Raw genomic sequence first — 16,139 nt, 5'->3', positions numbered from 1 at the left:
GCCTTGAACCGCGGCGTCGTCCGCGTCAGCCTGGGCCTTTTGCTCGGGCTGGCGCTTGTCGGCGCGGGCCATGCGCAGACGCAGACCTCCATTCCTGTGCGTTTTCAGGGCGAGTGGAACAGCGACCCGAAACACTGCGGCGACCGCGAAAGCGGGACCAACCTGATCATCACGGACAAGGCGCTCATCTATTTCGAAGCGGGGGACGAGGTCCTGGCCGTTCATCCAGCGGAACTGGACGGGATCAACATCCTCGTCGACCACGAAGACTATGACGGGATCGAACGCCTCAGCCGCACGCTGATACTGTCAGACGACCACCAGAAGCTCAGCTTCACCTATGGCGACGGACCTGAGTCCGTCGTCCTGCGCTGCCCGCAAGGAAACCAAGATGGCCGACAAGCCGACTGAAGAAGACCTGAACGCCCTGGACGTCACCGACGCCGAGGCGGCCGAAATCAACGCCATCGCCCATCCCTTCGTCGCTGACCCGGCGCCGGACGCGGACAATGAACTGGTCAAGATCGACGCCCTGCCGTCGGGCGTGGTCTTCGTGACCATCAACCGTCCCGAAAAGCGCAACGCTTTTGACGCAGCCACCATCGCGGCCCTCTATCAGGCGTTCGAGACGCTGCACGGGGCCGACCGGGTCCGCGTGGTCTTCATCCGCGGCGCGGGCGGCACCTTCAGCGCGGGCGCCGACCTGAACTGGATGGCCGACGCCGCCGGCTGGTCCGAGAGCGACAACCGCGACGACGCCATGGGTCTGGCTAAAATGCTCAAGGCCCTGCACGACGTGCCGGCCCTGACGGTGGCTCTGGTCGAGGGCTCGGCCATGGGCGGCGGGGCCGGCATCGTCGCCGCCTGCGACATGGCCGTGGCGGTCGAGGGCGCGCGCTTCGCCTTCTCCGAGGTCAAGCTGGGCCTGATCCCCGCGACCATCGCTCCCTATGTCATCGAAGCCGTCGGCGCGCGTCGCGCCCGCCAGCTGTTCCTGACCGCCAACACCTTCGACGCCGACTACGCCGCTCATGCGGGGCTGATCGATCTGGTCCTGCCGGAAGGGTCGGTGGACGAGTTCATCTCCATGCTGACCGACAGCCTGACGACCTGTGCGCCCGGCGCCATGGGCGAGGCCAAGCGTCTGGTGAACGATGTGGCGGGCAAGGATATCGACCATCGCCTGCTGGAAGAGACCGCCAAGCGCATCGCTCGCGCCCGCGTCTCGGCCGAAGGCCAGGAGGGCGTCCGCGCCTTCCTCGACAAGCGCGCACCCAGCTGGGCTGAGTAAGACTGCTCAAATGACCCTTCTCCCCTTGTGGGAGAAGGTGTCAGCCGAAGGCTGACGGATGAGGGGTTGCGCCGCCCCAGCCGCTTCGTCTTCGATCCCATTTTTTGCGAGACCCCTCATCCGACCCGCTTCGCGGGCCACCTTCTCCCACAAGGGGAGAAGGGTAAGGAACAGCCTGATGTTCAAGTCCGTCCTGGTCGCCAATCGCGGCGAGATCGCCTGCCGCGTCTTCCGCACCGCCCGCCGCATGGGCCTGCGCACCATCGCCGTCTATTCCGAGGCCGACGCTCAGGCGCTGCACGTTCGCGAGGCGGACGAGGCGGTGCTGATCGGCCCGGCGGCGGCGCGCGAATCCTATCTGGATTCGGCCAAGGTGCTGGCGGCGGCCAAGGCGACGGGGGCGGAGGCCATCCACCCCGGCTACGGCTTCCTGTCCGAGAACGCCGACTTCGCAGAGGCGGTGATGGAGGCCGGGATCGTCTGGATCGGCCCGCAGCCGTCCTCGATCCGCGCCATGGGCCTGAAGGACGCGGCCAAGAAGCTGATGATCGAGGCCGGCGTGCCCGTCACCCCCGGCTATCAGGGCGAGGACCAGTCGGTCGAAACCCTGACGGCCGAGGCGGCGCGCATCGGCTATCCCGTCCTGATCAAGGCGGTCGCCGGCGGCGGCGGCAAGGGCATGAAGAAGGTCGACCGGGCCGAGGACTTCGCCGATGGTCTGGCTTCGGCCCAGCGCGAGGGCCAGTCGTCGTTCGGCGATCCGCGCGTCCTGATCGAGAGCTATATCACCCGCCCGCGCCACATCGAGGTTCAGGTCTTCGGCGACAGCCATGGCAATGTCGTCCATCTGCATGAGCGCGACTGCTCGCTGCAGCGCCGACACCAGAAGGTGATCGAGGAGGCGCCCGCGCCGGGCATGGATCAGGCCACGCGCGACGCCGTCACCGCCGCCGCCGTCCGCGCGGCCAAGGCCGTGAACTATCAGGGCGCAGGCACCATCGAGTTCATCGCCGACGCCTCGGACGGGCTGAAGGCCGACCGCATCTGGTTCATGGAGATGAACACCCGGCTGCAGGTCGAGCACCCGGTCACGGAATCCATCACCGGCGTCGATCTGGTCGAATGGCAGCTGCGCGTCGCGGCGGGCGAACCGATCCCGCTGGCTCAGGCCGACATCCCGATGAAGGGCTGGGCCATGGAGGCCCGCCTCTATGCCGAGGACCCGGCCCACGGCTTCCTGCCCTCCATCGGGCGGCTGGATCACTTCGTCATGCCGGACGACATTCGTGTCGACACCGGCGTGGAGCAGGGCGGCGAGGTCAGCCAGTTCTACGACCCGATGATCGCCAAGCTGATCGTCCACGCCGACAGCCGCGAAGCCGCCGCCGCCCGTCTGGCGAACGCCTGCCGCGAGGTCGAGGTCTGGCCCGTCCGCACCAACGCCGGTTTCCTGGCCCGCTGCCTGGACCACCCTCGCTTTGTCGAGGGCGACGTGGACACGGGCTTTATCGCTGCCGAGGAGGGGGCTTTGATCGCCTCGCCCGTTTCGGCGCAGGCTCTGGCTGGCGCTGCTGGCCTGATCGGGCTTGAGGCGGACGCCGCCGCCTTTGACGTCGAGGACAAGGCGCTGGCTCCGTGGCGGGCGGGCCTGTTCGGCTTCCGCATGAATGGCGCGGCTCAGTCGCGCACGGCCCTGCACCACGGCGACCAGCAGCACGCCGTGACCCTGGCTGGCGAGCCGGGTTGGCACGGACGTCAGTCGAGCTTTGACGTCGGCGTGGAGGGCGAAACCGCCCGCGTCTATGGTGAGACCGATCTGGTCGTGGTCGACGGCGATGTCGTCACCGCCTTCGCCCCGGACGCCGAGCGGATCGTGGTCTTTGACGACGGCGACGTCATCGAGTTCCGTCGCCGCAAGTCCAGCACCAGCGCTGGCGGTTCCGCCTCCGATGGCGGCCTTCGCGCGCCCATGCCGGGCAAGATCGTCGCCGCGCCGGCCAAGGCCGGCGACGCCGTGACCAAGGGCCAGCCTATCGTCGTTCTGGAAGCCATGAAGATGGAACACGCCCTGACCGCGCCCTTCGACGGCGTGGTGGCCGAGTTCAACGTCGCCGTCGGTGATCAGGTCGTGGACGGCGCCGTTCTGGCGGTGGTGAAGGCGGCGGACTAACCCCCGCCGTCATCCCGGACGGCCGTCTGGCCGATCCGGGACCCAGGCATCGGCTTCAAACACGGGCAGGGCTGGATCAGAGCCGCCGTCTGGGTCCCGGGTTCCGCTACGCGGCCCCGGGATGACGGAAGAGGTGGTTTCGCCAATCCCGCCAAGAGACTATGTGCCCCCCATGCCCCTTCACATGATCAAACTCTGCGTCGGCGTGTCCGAGGTCGAGACGCTGGAGGCGAACGTCGCCCGTTCCGACTGGCGCATCGTCCACACCCGCATGACGCCCAAACGCGCCGCCGAGATCGAGGACGGCGGTTCGCTCTACTGGGTCATGAAGGGCTCTGTGACCTGCCGTCAGCGCATCCTCGACATCACCACTGTCGGCGAAGGCAAGGCCAGCCGCTGCGAGATCAGGCTGGACAGCCAGGTCATCCGCACCGCGCCCCTGGCCCGGCGGCCGTTTCAGGGCTGGCGCTATTTCGAGCCCAAGGACGTGCCGCCGGACCTGTCCGTGGCCCAAGCGACGGACCTGCCCGACGACCTGGCGCGTGAGCTGCGCGAACTGGGCGCATGGTGACCCTTTCGTGGCTTTAGGCCGCAAGTGTTGACCTTTGGTCGTCGTCGTGGCCTGTCCCGGCTCCCATGACCAACGCCCTGTTCAGCTTCAAGACCCGCGAAACCCTGTCCGAGCTGCTGAAGCTGGCCTGGCCGGTCGTGCTGGCGCGTCTGGGCATCATGACCATGGGCCTGACCGACGCCATCGTCGTCGGCCACTACGCCAGCCGCGAACTGGCCTATCACTCCCTGGCCTGGGCGCCGTCATCGGTCGTCCTGACCACGGCGGTCGGCCTGATGATGGGCGTACAGGTCATGACCGCCCGCCTGCTGGGCGAGGGCCGCAAGGACGAGGTCGGCGCGGTCCTGCGTCGCGGCATGGTCTATGCGCTGCAGATCGGCGTCGTCTCGATGATCGCCCTGATGCTGCTGGGGCCGTTCGGGCTGCAGCACATGGGTCTGGAAGACGGACTGGGCGAGGGCGCTTCGCCCGCCCTGATGGTCTTCGCGCTTTCGATGCCGGCCTATCTGATCTCGGTCGCGGCCCAGTTCTTCCTTGAGGGGCTGCATCGGCCCAAGGCCGGGATGGTGGCCATGTGGGTCGCCAACGCCGTCAACCTGGGTCTCAATCTGATGCTGGTGCCGGACCTTCTGGGGCTGGGCGTCGATGGCGCGGTCGCCTCGGCCTTGGCCACCTTCGGCGCGCGCACCGCGCTGGCGATCTTCCTGGTCATCTTCATCCTGCGCCTGCCCGAGGCGAGGGCTCTGGGCGTCTTCAGCAAGCCGAAGCGCGACAAGGCGGTCGAGCGCGAGCAGGTCAAGGTCGGCGTCGGCGCCGGTTCGTCCAACTTCATCGAGGTCGGCGCCTTCGCCGCCATGACCGTTTTCGCCGGTCAGCTGGGCGCCGCCGAGACCGCCAGCTGGGCCGTGGTCATCAACGTCTCCGCCATCGTCTTCATGGTGCCCATGGGCCTGGGCTCGGCGACGGCGGTCCTGGTCGGCCGCAGCTACGGCGCGCGCGACCGGGACGGCGTCATGCGCGGGGGCCTGGCCGGCATCGGCGTGGTCACGGTCCTGGCCTTCATCATCGCGATCGGCCTGTGGCTGACCGCCCCCCTGGTGGTCAGCGCCTATACGACCGACCCGGCCATCCTGGCCATCGCGGCCCCGGCCCTGGTGCTGGCGACCCTCTTCTTCGTCGCCGACGCCCAGCAGGTCGTCGCCGCCCAGGCCAACCGCGCGTCGGGCGACGTGGTCTGGCCGACGCTGATGCACCTTCTGTCCTACGGGCTTATCATGATCCCGCTGGGCTGGTGGCTGGCGCACCGGATCGGCGTCGACGGTCTGGTCTGGTCGGTCATCGTGGCCAGCCTGATCTCCGGCGCGCTGCTGATCGGCCGGTTCGTGCGGATCGCGAAGCGCTTGCCGGCCTGAGGCCTGACGGCGGGGTGACGCCTCGGGTTTCGCCCTCTATATCCGTCTGCTTCCTCCCGCAGACTGGACGACCATGGCCCGCATCCTCATCACCTCGGCGCTGCCCTACATCAACGGCATCAAGCACCTGGGGAATCTGGCCGGGTCCATGTTGCCGGCCGACGTCTGGGCGCGGTTCATGCGCGGGCGCGGCCACGACGTCCTCTATGTCTGCGCCACCGACGAGCACGGCACCCCGGCCGAGCTGGCCGCCGCGGCCGCCGGCCAGGACGTCCGCACCTATTGCGACGAACAGCATCAGGTCCAGAAGCAGGCCGGCGAGGCCTTCAGCCTGTCGTTCGACGTCTTCGGCCGCAGCTCCAACGCTCCGAACACCCGCCTGACCCAGCACTTCGCCAAGGTGCTGGAAGAGCGGGGCCTGATCGAGGAGCGCGTCGACCGGATGATCTATTCGATCGACGACGCCCGCTTCCTGCCCGACCGCTATGTCGAGGGGACCTGCCCGCACTGCGCCTATGAAAAGGCGCGCGGCGACCAGTGCGACAACTGCGGCCGCCTGCTGGACCCGACCGATCTGATCAATCCCTATTCGGCGGTCTCGGGCAGCCGCAACCTGGAGGTCCGCGACACCCGCCACCTCTATCTGCTGCAGACCAAGGTGGCTGACGAAGTCCGCGCCTGGGTCGACGCTCGCTCCGAGGGCTGGCAGCCGCTGGCCCGTTCCATCGCCTACAAGCATCTGGACGAAGGCCTGATCGACCGCGGCATCACCCGCGACCTTAAATGGGGCGTGCCGGTCGTCGGTCCCGACGGCGGCCCGCGTCCGGGCATGGAGGGCAAGGTCTTCTACGTCTGGTTCGACGCCCCCATCGAATACATCGGCGCGACCGAGGAATGGGCCGAGGAGACGGGCGGCAACTGGCGCTCGTGGTGGCGTCTGGACGAGGGCGCGGACGACGTCCGCTACGTCCAGTTCATGGGCAAGGACAACGTCGCCTTCCACACCGTCAGCTTCCCCGCCACCATCCTGGGCTCGGGCGAGCCGTGGAAGACGGTCGATCAGCTCAAGGCCTTCAACTGGCTGAACTGGTACGGCGGCAAGTTCTCGACCAGCATGGGCCGGGGCGTCTTCATGGATCAGGCGCTGGAGCTCCTGCCGGCCGACTACTGGCGCTGGCACCTGACGGCCTATGGTCCTGAGCACTCCGACGCCGCCTTCACCTGGGAGCAGTTCCAGGCGACGACGAACAAGGACCTGGCCGACGTCCTGGGCAACTTCGTCAACCGCATCGTCAAGTTCACGGAATCCAAGTTTGACGGCGTCGTGCCCGAGGGCGGCGAGGCCGGTCCGCTGGAAGCCAAGCTGGCGGCGGACATCAAGGCCGGTCTGGAAACCCTGACCGCCGAGTTCGAGGCCATGGAGTTCCGCAAGGCGGCCCAGGCCGCGCGCGCCCTCTGGGTCATGGGCAACGAGTATCTTCAGGAAGCCGCCCCTTGGACGGCGCTGAAGACCGACCGCGACCGCGCCGCCGTCGTCGTGCGCACCGGCCTGTCGCTGGTCGCCCTGTTCGCCCGCATCACCGTGCCCTTCATGCCCGGCAGCGCCGAGCGCATCGGCGCCACGGTCGGCGCTGCCGACCTGTCGTGGCCGAACGCCGACGCCGACCTGCTGACCCTGGTCCCCGCCGGTCAGACGGTCGCGGCCCCCGCCGTCCTGTTCGCCAAGATCGAGGACACCCAGGTCGCCGAATGGACCGAGCGTTTCGGCGGCGCTGAGGGCTGAACTTCCGAGCGCTGAATAGAGAAAAGGCCCGGAGCGATCCGGGCCTTTTTGCTGTCAGGTCACGGAGCGGGCGCCGCGTCCGCCGCTGGAGGCTTCCTCTGTTCCAGCCCGCCGGGCAGGCCGGCGGGCGTGGAGCCCTTGCTGCCGGCGGCGGCGTGCTTCATGTGCTTGGCCTGTTCCTCGGCGCTGATGTCGAGGAAGGCCGGGGCCGAGGCGTTGAACTGGTCGGCGTGACCGGTGCGCACGATGACCGATCGGCCGCCGTCCCAGATCATGTGCAGGGCGACATAGAGGACGATGGCCAGGCCGATGTAGGCGATCCAGCGATAGCGGTTCAGCAGCTTGGCGATGAAGCTGGCGGCCAGACCCATCAGGGCGATCGACAGAACCAGGCCGAAGACCATGATCCAGGGGTGGTCGTGGCTGGCGCCGGCGACGGCCAGCACATTGTCCAGCGACATGGTCAGGTCGGCGATCATGATCTGGATCAGGGCGGCGCCAAACGTCTTGCGCTTCAGACCCATTTCCTCGGGGCTGGGGCCGCCGCCGTGTTCGATGGCCATGGCCCGCTCGATCTCGGCCTCGGCCTCGGCCTGATCGTGGGTCGCCTGCTCGCGCAGTTCGCGCCACATCTTCCAGCAGACCCAAAGCAGCAGGAAGCCGCCCGCAAGCAGCAGGCCGACCACGGCCAGAAGCTGCACGGTGATCAGGGCCAGGCCGATGCGCATGACGACGGCCGCTGCCAGGCCGATCAGGATGGCCTTGCGGCGCTGTTCCTGGGGCAGGGCGGCGGCGGCCAGGCCCACGGCCACGGCGTTGTCTCCGGCCAGGACCAGGTCGATCATCATGACCTTGCCGAGGGCGGAGGCCTGACTGAGGAAGTGGGGATCTGAGAGGAATTCCATCGGCGCTCTTTAAGCGCCGGCAGGGGCTGCGCCAAGACGCCGCAGCAAACTGGCTCCCGCCGATCTTCGGTCGGCGGGAGGAGAGGCCGATCAGACCGGGCGCTGGGCGCGGGCGGTCTCGTACAGGGCGATGGCCGCCGCGTTGGAGACGTTCAGGCTTTCGAATCCCCCGGGCATGGGGATCCTGGCCATGACGTCGCAATGCTCGGCCACCAGTCGGCGAACGCCGTCGCCTTCCGAGCCCATGACCAGGACGGTCGGGCGTGAATCGAGCGCCTGTTCCAGCGTCAGTTCGGCCGAGCCGTCCAGACCGACGGCGCGCCATCCCAGATCGGCCAGTTTTTCCAGCGCGCGGCTCAGATTGGTGACGCGGGCGCAGGGCAGGCGCTCCGTCGCGCCCGCCGCAGCCTTGGCCAGGGCTCCGGCCAGGGCGGGTGAATGCCGGTCCTGCACAACGATTCCCTTGGCCCCGAACGCCAGGGCCGAGCGGAAGATGGCGCCGACGTTCTGGGTGTCGGTCAGTTGATCCAGCAGGACGATAACGCCGCTGGCGTCTTCGGCCAGGTCTTCCAGCGAGACGCCTTCCAGCGGCTGAACCTTGAAGACCATGCCCTGGTGAACGGCGCCGGCGGGCAGCAAGCGGGCGAGGGCGGTCGAATCAATCACCTCGATTCGGTGGCCGTTCGCCAGATTTTCCCGTTCGATTTCCGCGGCTCGATCCTCTGTGACCATCAAACGGCCCATGCCGCGACGGGCCGGATTGGCCAGGGCGGCCAGAACCGGGTGTCGGCCCCAGACAAAATTATCCGCATCCGCCTTGCCGCGGGGGCCTTTCGGGGCTGAATCCCCCCCGGAACGGCCTGTGGGCGTGGGGGACCATCCCTTCTCGGGCCGGCTTTCCACGCGCTTGTGAAAAGATTGCTTTTTACCGGGTTTCCGGTCGTTGCGTTCTGAAAATGACGACACTATAAGACGGCCTCCGATTTGGGCCCTAGGGCTTCGGGTCAGGCGCTTCCTCTATTACAGGCGTCGCCGGACACGAAGGCTTTCGCGACAAAAATGATCGAAAGATCGTGATGTTGCGTATCCAGACCGGTTTTGAGAATGCGCGCTGGGGGAATGTCCCGAGTGGCAAAGGGGGGGGACTGTAAATCCCCTGCGTAAGCTTCGAAGGTTCGAGTCCTTCTTCCCCCACCACGCGCATTATTCAGGATCGGAACGGCGGGACGCCAGAAAGGAATCGGGTGCGGAAACGCCAGCCTCTAGCCGGGCTGGGGCAACGCATTCTTCGCGCGGGTATAGCACAATGGTAGTGCAGCAGCCTTCCAAGCTGAGGATGTCGGTTCGATCCCGTCTACCCGCTCCAGGTTTTTAGAACTGAGCAGAAGCGCCCCTCCGCTTTGGACCCGGGCCACAGGAGTTTGGCCATGGCCAAGGAAAAGTTCGAACGCACCAAGCCGCACTGCAACATCGGCACGATTGGTCACGTTGACCACGGCAAGACGACGTTGACGGCGGCGATCACGATGACGCTGGCGAAGGCCGGCGGCGCGAAGGCGATGAACTACGCCGACATCGACGCCGCCCCGGAAGAAAAAGCCCGCGGCATCACGATCAACACGGCTCACGTCGAGTATGAGACGGCCAACCGTCACTACGCGCACGTCGACTGCCCGGGCCACGCCGACTACGTGAAGAACATGATCACGGGCGCCGCCCAGATGGACGGCGCCATCCTGGTGGTGTCGGCCGCTGACGGCCCGATGCCGCAGACGCGCGAGCACATCCTGCTGGCCCGTCAGGTCGGCGTGCCGGCCCTGGTCGTGTTCATGAACAAGGTCGACCTGGTCGACGACAAGGAGCTGCTGGAGCTGGTCGAGATGGAAGTGCGCGAGCTGCTTTCGTCCTACCAGTTCCCGGGCGACGACATCCCGGTGACCATGGGTTCGGCCAAGGCCGCGACCGACGGCGTGAACCCGGAAATCGGCGAGCAGCAAGTGCTGAAGCTGATGGAAACCGTCGACGCCTACATCCCGCAGCCGGAACGTCCGGTCGACATGCCCTTCCTGATGCCGGTCGAAGACGTCTTCTCGATCTCGGGCCGCGGCACCGTGGTCACGGGTCGCGTCGAGAAGGGTATCGTCAAGGTCGGTGAAGAAGTCGAGATCGTCGGCATCCGTCCGGTCCAGAAGACGACCTGCACGGGCGTCGAAATGTTCCGCAAGCTGCTGGACCAGGGTCAGGCCGGCGACAACGTGGGCGTGCTGCTGCGCGGCACCAAGCGTGAAGACGTCGAGCGCGGTCAGGTGCTGTGCAAGCCGGGTTCGATCACCCCGCACACCAAGTTCCTGGCTGAAGCCTACATCCTGACCAAGGAAGAAGGCGGCCGCCACACGCCGTTCTTCACCAACTACCGTCCGCAGTTCTACTTCCGCACGACCGACGTGACCGGCATCGTGCACCTGAAGGAAGGCGTCGAGATGATCATGCCCGGCGACAACGCCGAGCTGACCGTCGAACTGATCACCCCGATCGCCATGGATCAGGGCCTGCGCTTCGCCATCCGTGAAGGCGGCCGCACCGTCGGCGCCGGCGTGGTCGCCAAGATCGTCGAGTAATCGATCGATCCGGGCCCCAGGGCCCGAACAGTAGCGTACCGGCCTCTCTCACCAGCGGCCGCAGTAGCGAGTAACAGAGCGGCCCCCCGGAGCAATCCAGGGGGCCGCTTCTGCTTTCAGGGATTGGCGGCGCCGGGATTGCGACAGGCGAGGAGAGCAGACGGAACCCCATTCTCCCGCGCGACGTTGGTCATCGGGATTAACGAATGGGTAACCATGATGCGGCGCGCGATCAGACTCGGATTGTTTATCGGCACCATCATCGGGATGAGCGCCTGCGCGACCGTGGAAAGGGGCGGCTCAGCCGGACCGTCGTCGGGCGCCTATGGGACGGTCGATATCGGCCGAACCGGTTGAACTGCGTTTTGCCTCATGAACCACTGGCATAGCGAGGCGATCAGCCTTACTATTCCTGCGCGGACGCCGCTTGTCGCGCCGCGCCGCGGGTCTTTCCCCTTTCGATGTTGACCATCGCTATCGTCGTCGTGCTGCTGCTTGTGGTGCTGAACGGCCTTTTCGCCATGACCGAGCTTGCGGTCGTTTCATCACGTAAATCCAAGCTTCACAGCCGTGCCGAGCGCGGCGACCGCGGGGCCAGAGCGGCCCTGAAGCTGTCCGAGGAACCGACGCAGTTTCTGTCGGCCGTTCAGGTCGGCATCACCCTGATCGGGATTCTGGCGGGCGCCTATGGTCAGGCCACCATCGCGGGTGAGCTTGATCGGATTCTGGAAGCGGCCTTCCCAGCCTTTGCTCCCTACTCGCAGTTCTTCGCTACGGCCCTTGTGGTGGTGCTGATCACCTATGTCTCGCTGATCGTCGGCGAACTGGTGCCCAAACGCCTGGCCCTGATATTCCCTGAGGCGATCGCCTCCAAGATGGCCGCGCCGATCTCGGCCATGGCCCTGCTGATGAAACCGTTCGTGCTGCTGCTGACGGCCTCGACCTCGGGCATCCTCAAGCTCATGGGCGTCAAGGATCGGGACGGCTCGGACGTCACCCAGGAGGAGGTCGAGAGCATTCTGGCCGAAGGCACGTCCGCCGGCCTGATCGAACCTGAAGAACAGGTGATGATTGAGGAAATCCTGCGTCTCGGCGACCGCGCCGTGCGCGTGGCCATGACGCCGCGCCACGAGGTCTTCTGGATCGCCCTGGACGACACCGAGGAAGTGCTGCGCGAGGAAATCCGCACCTGCCCCTATTCGCGGATCGTGGTCGCGCGCGAGAGCGATGTCGATAATCCCCTGGGCGTGGTTCACAAGAAGGATCTGCTGGACAGTCTTCTGACCAGCGGTTCCTACGACATCGAGAAGCTGGTGGCCGAACCGGCCTTTATCCCGCAGTCGACTTCGGTGCTGAAGGCGCTGGAGATCCTGAAAGGCTCCAAGGTCCACATGGCCTTTGTCGTGGATGAGTACGGCGCCTTCGAGGGCGTGGTCACGGCCACCGACCTGCTGGAAATGATCGCCGGGGACTTCAACGAAAGTCACGACGAACTGGGTCAGTCGATCCGCAAGCGCGAGGATGGGTCATGGGCCGTCGATGGCCAGGCCGATCTGGATGAACTTGGCGATATCCTAGGTGAGGACTTCGGAGAGCACGAAAGCTTCCACACCGTCGCCGGTCTGGTGCTGCATCACCTGTCTCGCCTGCCGCAGGAGGGCGAAGTCCTTCAGCTTGGCCGGTTCGAGGTCGAGGTCATCGACATGGACGACCGCCGGATCGACAAGCTGCTGTTCCGGACGATCATCCCGGGGCGGGAAGGCGGACCGACCGACACCAACTGATCCTGGGACCCGCCGTCGTTGGGACCTGGAGAGAGATCAAGGCGCACGCCCGTTGACGGGCGTGCGCTTTTTCTTGGTCAGGGCTTCGGCTTGTCGGCCATGTTGCTCCAGACGGAGACGAAGCCGAGGGCGGCCATGAAGACGAGGAAGGCCGAGGCGATGGCGGCGATGACGGGAACGACGTCTGCGGGCATGGGATAGTCTCCTTTGAACCCAGCAAAGCCGTTCGCGAGCGCACGCGCCTTGATGAAGATCAAAAGGCTGCCGTCGCTCAGACCGTTTCGAGGGCTTTCTGGAGCGACATCCGCACCGCACCTGTCGACGACAGCCTTGAGACCGCTAGACGCCCATCGCACAGGGCCAGAGGCGCGGGGCGGTGGCTGACCAGAATCAGGCCTTGCCCGGTGCGCTCCAGACGATGGGCGAGACGTTCCAGAACCCGCGCTTCCGTGGCGGCGTCCAGACCCTCGGTCGGCTCGTCCAGCACCAGCCACGGCGCGGGGCGCAGATAGGCGCGGGCCAACCCGAGACGCCGACGCTCGCCACCCGACAGCCGCGCCCCGTTCTCGCCGAGCGGCGCATTCAGACCCGCGGGCGCGGCACGAACGCGATCGGCCAGATCGGCGTCCTCCAGCGCCGCCCACAAGGCGTCGTCGCCGGCGCTCGGCAGGGCCATCTTCAGGTTCTCGCGGACGCTTCCGGCCAGAAGCACGGCCTGTTGCGGCGCATAGGCGAACAGGCCCCGCGCGGCGTCAGGAGAGGCGTCAGCGACGTCGACGCCGCCCAGAGCCGCCTCTCCGGACTGGGGCGTCCGCAGGTGCATCCACCGTTCGATCAGGGTGGTCTTGCCCGCGCCCGAGGGGCCGATGACGGCCAGGCGCTGCGGCGGGGTCAGCGTCAGATCGACGGACGGAAGGCGGAGGGCCGGTGTGGCTATGCTGGCTGAAGCGGATGGGGCCTGGTCCAGCAACCCGCCCAGACGTTCGACGGCCGCCTCGACCGCGCCCTTGTGGCGGAAGGCGGTCAGCAGGGCGCCCGCGCTCTCGACGGTTGTGATGGCGGCCAGAATGGCCAGGGCGATCAGGGGCGGCGAGGCGGCCCCAGCGGTGGCCATGACGCCGACGATGGCCAGGGCCATGGCGCCTGACTGGGTCAGCATGATCCAGCCGCCGGCCCAGGCCAGACGTTCGGTCGCCTGTTCCAGCACGGCGCCGCGCTCGGCCAGGCGGTCCACGGCCCAACCCTTGACGCCATAGGCCTGAAGCTCGGGCGCGGCGGCGGCAAGGGCGGCGAACTGGGTCTTGAACTCGCCCGACGCAGCCTGAACCGCTCGCCCGGCCGGTTGCGCCATCCAGCGGCCGACCAGAGCGGCGGCGATGAGGCCGAGGGCGCTGGCGGCGGCGATAGCCAATGCGGTCGTCCAACCGGTCAGCAGGGCCAATCCGAGGCCCGCTGTCAGGCCGGCGCCGGCGCCCCAGGGGGCGGACAGGCGCACGAAGCGGTTCTGGATGGCGTCCACGTCCTGCACCATCCGCGACGAGGCCTCGCCGCCGGCCAGGGCCAGGGCCGGGGTGACAGGACCGCGCGCGATCCCCTCGAACAACTGCGGACGCAAGGCGGCCAAAGCCTTCAGCGCCGCGTCATGGCCGGTGACGCGCTCGCCATAGCGCGAGCCGGTCCGCACGATGGCCAGGAACCGGATCAGGGCGCTGGGGATCATGAAGTTGAAGCTGTAGGCGGCGGCCGACCCCGCCAGCCCGGCCAGGGCCGAGGCGGTGATGAACCAGCCCGACACGCCCAGCAGAAGCACCGCCGCGGCGGAGACCAGGGCGGCGGTGACGGCGGCGGTCAGCAGACGCGCGCCCTGTCGCCGTTCCTGCGCCCGGATCAGGGTCTTGAGGCGGGCGACACCAGTCATGTTCATGACGCTCACAGCCGCACCACGACGTCAGCCAGTTCGGCGACGACCTGGGAATGGGTGGCGATCAGGGTGGTGCGGCCCTCAGCGGCGGCGCGGATGACGGGCAGCAGGGCGGCTTCGGAAGCAGCGTCCAGATTGGCTGTGGGTTCGTCCAGCAGCAGGATGGGCGCGGGCTTGAGGAAGGCGCGGGCCAGGCCCAGACGCCGCCGCTCGCCGCCCGACAGGCCGCCGCCACGCTCGTCGATGATACGGTCCAGTTCGCCGGTGAAGCCCGCGCGGGCGGCGGCCTCGGCCACGCGCTCGGGCGGCGCCCCCCGCCACGCCAGACCGATATTGTCGGCCAGGGTTCCGGGAACGACGACCGGCGCCTGACCGGCCCAGGCGATCCAGGCGGTCAGATCGGGATGGTCGGACAGGCGCATGTCGCCGACCTCGACCTCGCCGCCGCTCAAGGGCGACAGGCCCAGGAACAGATGCAGCAGGCTGCTCTTGCCCGAACCGCTGGCGCCGAGCAGGGCGACGGTCGCGCCGGGCGCGATGGTCAGATCGAAACCCGTCAGGACGGGGGCGCAGGCCTCATAGGCGATGGTGACGTCGCGAAAGACGATGGCCGGGGCTTTAGCGGGGGCCGGCGGACGCGCGGCGACCGGGGCTGCGCTCTCGGCCAACGTCTTCAGGCTGGATGCGGCGGCTTCGGCGGCCTGTCTGTCGTGATAGGCGGCGGCGAGGCGGCGCATCGGCGCATAGACCTCGGGGGCCAGCGCCAGCAGGAAGAAGGCGCGTGTCAGGCTCAACTGCTCGGGCGCCGGGAAGGGCAGTAGCTTCAGCAGGTTGAAGCCGCAATAGACGGCGACCAGAGCCACGGCGATGGCCGAGAAGAACTCCAGGATCGCCGAGGACAGGAAGGCGATCTTCAGCACCTTGCCTGTGCGGCGGGCAAGGTCGTTCGAGGCGCGGGCGATCACCGCCGTCTGCTGCGTCTCGGCCTGGAAGGCGAGGATGGCGGGCAGGGCGCGGATGCGGTCGAGGAAGAGCCCGGACAGTCGTTCCAGCGCCTGGAACTGCCGCCGGCTCTCGGCGCCCGCCGCCATGCCGGTCAGGGCCATGCCGATGACGAAGGGCGCGAGGGTGAAGATCAGGATGCCGGCGGTGAAGGGGCTGACCACGGCGGCGACGGCGATCAGCAGCAACGGCGTGACGGCGGCCGCCATCCGCGCGGGCAGGAAGCGCGAGACATGGCCGTCCATCGCCTCGACCCCCTCCACGGTCGCCGTCATGGTCTCGGCGTCGGACAGACGGCCCGAGAAGGCGCCGTTCAGGGTCTGCCGGCGCAGGTCGCCCTTGACCGCCCGGGCGGCGCGGGCGGCCGTCACGGTCGCGACCTGGGTCACGGCGCCGCGCGCCAGCAGGGAGGCGAGCGCCAGGGCGGCGCCGGGCAGGGCGTGGCTGAACCCTTGCGGCAGGGCGCCGACGGCCAGACCAAGACCCGCTGCAAGGCCCACGGCCGGCACGGCGTCGGCGATCACCAGTCCGCTGGCCAGGGTCATGATCCGTTTGCGGCGCGACAGGGCCATCTTCAGCCATTGGGCTGGTGCGGCGTCTGCATCGATCGGCTGGGCCGTCATCGTCTCTCCTGCTCCGTCCGCGCGAACAGACATGGACCAGCGCGAAGGCGCATTGGGCG

Annotated in this window: 12 protein-coding genes and 2 tRNA genes; 10 read left to right on the top strand and 4 right to left on the bottom strand. The window is 67.7% G+C overall.

Annotated elements, in window-relative coordinates; translation table 11 throughout:
- Positions 1–3: 3 nt before the first annotated feature.
- The 6 genes from ACOZBP_RS05370 (at position 4) to metG (ending at position 7,227) form a co-directional block, all read left to right on the top strand.
- Positions 4–411, top strand: coding sequence for a hypothetical protein (locus ACOZBP_RS05370; protein ID WP_422675347.1), 408 nt, complete (start codon positions 4–6; stop codon positions 409–411).
- Positions 392–1,291 carry an enoyl-CoA hydratase-related protein gene (locus tag ACOZBP_RS05365; RefSeq protein WP_422675346.1) on the top strand — a complete coding sequence of 300 codons (900 nt, stop codon included), beginning with the start codon at positions 392–394 and terminating at the stop codon, positions 1,289–1,291. Before ACOZBP_RS05370 ends, ACOZBP_RS05365 begins: the two co-directional genes overlap by 20 nt.
- 178 nt (positions 1,292–1,469) lie before the next feature.
- Positions 1,470–3,461, top strand: coding sequence for a biotin carboxylase N-terminal domain-containing protein (locus tag ACOZBP_RS05360; protein WP_422675345.1), 1,992 nt, complete (start codon positions 1,470–1,472; stop codon positions 3,459–3,461).
- 172 nt (positions 3,462–3,633) lie between these two features.
- Positions 3,634–4,032 (top strand): DUF1489 family protein, encoded by a 399-nt coding sequence (locus ACOZBP_RS05355; RefSeq protein ID WP_422675344.1) that lies wholly within the window; start codon positions 3,634–3,636, stop codon positions 4,030–4,032.
- Positions 4,033–4,097: 65 nt separating this feature from the next.
- Positions 4,098–5,444, top strand: coding sequence for an MATE family efflux transporter (locus tag ACOZBP_RS05350; protein ID WP_422675343.1), 1,347 nt, complete (start codon positions 4,098–4,100; stop codon positions 5,442–5,444).
- A 73-nt stretch (positions 5,445–5,517) separates the two neighbouring features.
- On the top strand, positions 5,518–7,227 hold the full coding sequence (metG, locus tag ACOZBP_RS05345) for a methionine--tRNA ligase (RefSeq protein WP_422675342.1): 1,710 nt from the start codon (positions 5,518–5,520) through the stop codon (positions 7,225–7,227).
- A gap of 59 nt (positions 7,228–7,286) precedes the next feature.
- Here metG and ACOZBP_RS05340 read toward each other — a convergent pair whose 3' ends face one another.
- Positions 7,287–8,132, bottom strand: coding sequence for a TerC family protein (locus ACOZBP_RS05340; RefSeq protein WP_422675341.1), 846 nt, complete (start codon positions 8,130–8,132; stop codon positions 7,287–7,289).
- A gap of 90 nt (positions 8,133–8,222) precedes the next feature.
- Positions 8,223–9,035 (bottom strand): 23S rRNA (guanosine(2251)-2'-O)-methyltransferase RlmB, encoded by an 813-nt coding sequence (gene rlmB, locus ACOZBP_RS05335; RefSeq protein WP_422675340.1) that lies wholly within the window; start codon positions 9,033–9,035, stop codon positions 8,223–8,225.
- A gap of 210 nt (positions 9,036–9,245) precedes the next feature.
- Between rlmB and ACOZBP_RS05330 the strand changes: the two genes are divergently transcribed.
- From ACOZBP_RS05330 to ACOZBP_RS05315, 4 genes are all read left to right on the top strand, one after another.
- Positions 9,246–9,329: transfer RNA gene (locus ACOZBP_RS05330), tRNA-Tyr, on the top strand.
- A 95-nt stretch (positions 9,330–9,424) separates the two neighbouring features.
- Positions 9,425–9,498, top strand: a tRNA-Gly gene (locus ACOZBP_RS05325).
- A gap of 61 nt (positions 9,499–9,559) precedes the next feature.
- Entirely contained in the window at positions 9,560–10,750 is a 1,191-nt protein-coding gene (gene tuf / locus ACOZBP_RS05320; protein ID WP_422675339.1) for an elongation factor Tu, read from the top strand.
- 461 nt (positions 10,751–11,211) lie between these two features.
- Positions 11,212–12,534 (top strand): hemolysin family protein, encoded by a 1,323-nt coding sequence (locus ACOZBP_RS05315; RefSeq protein WP_422675338.1) that lies wholly within the window; start codon positions 11,212–11,214, stop codon positions 12,532–12,534.
- A 271-nt stretch (positions 12,535–12,805) separates the two neighbouring features.
- On the opposite strand, the gene ACOZBP_RS05310 is transcribed toward ACOZBP_RS05315, so the two are convergent.
- Together ACOZBP_RS05310 and cydD are read right to left on the bottom strand one after the other, a co-directional pair.
- Entirely contained in the window at positions 12,806–14,458 is a 1,653-nt protein-coding gene (locus tag ACOZBP_RS05310; protein WP_422675337.1) for an amino acid ABC transporter ATP-binding/permease protein, read from the bottom strand.
- Positions 14,459–14,463: 5 nt separating this feature from the next.
- A complete protein-coding gene (cydD, locus tag ACOZBP_RS05305) occupies positions 14,464–16,080 on the bottom strand; it encodes a thiol reductant ABC exporter subunit CydD (protein ID WP_422675336.1) in 1,617 nt (538 codons plus the stop codon).
- Positions 16,081–16,139: the final 59 nt, after the last annotated feature.

Source organism: Brevundimonas sp. NPDC058933 (assembly GCF_049315965.1).
Classification (GTDB): domain Bacteria; phylum Pseudomonadota; class Alphaproteobacteria; order Caulobacterales; family Caulobacteraceae; genus Brevundimonas.
The sequence above is the reverse complement of the archived record's forward strand: the minus strand, read 5'-3'. Positions and strand labels throughout refer to the sequence as shown.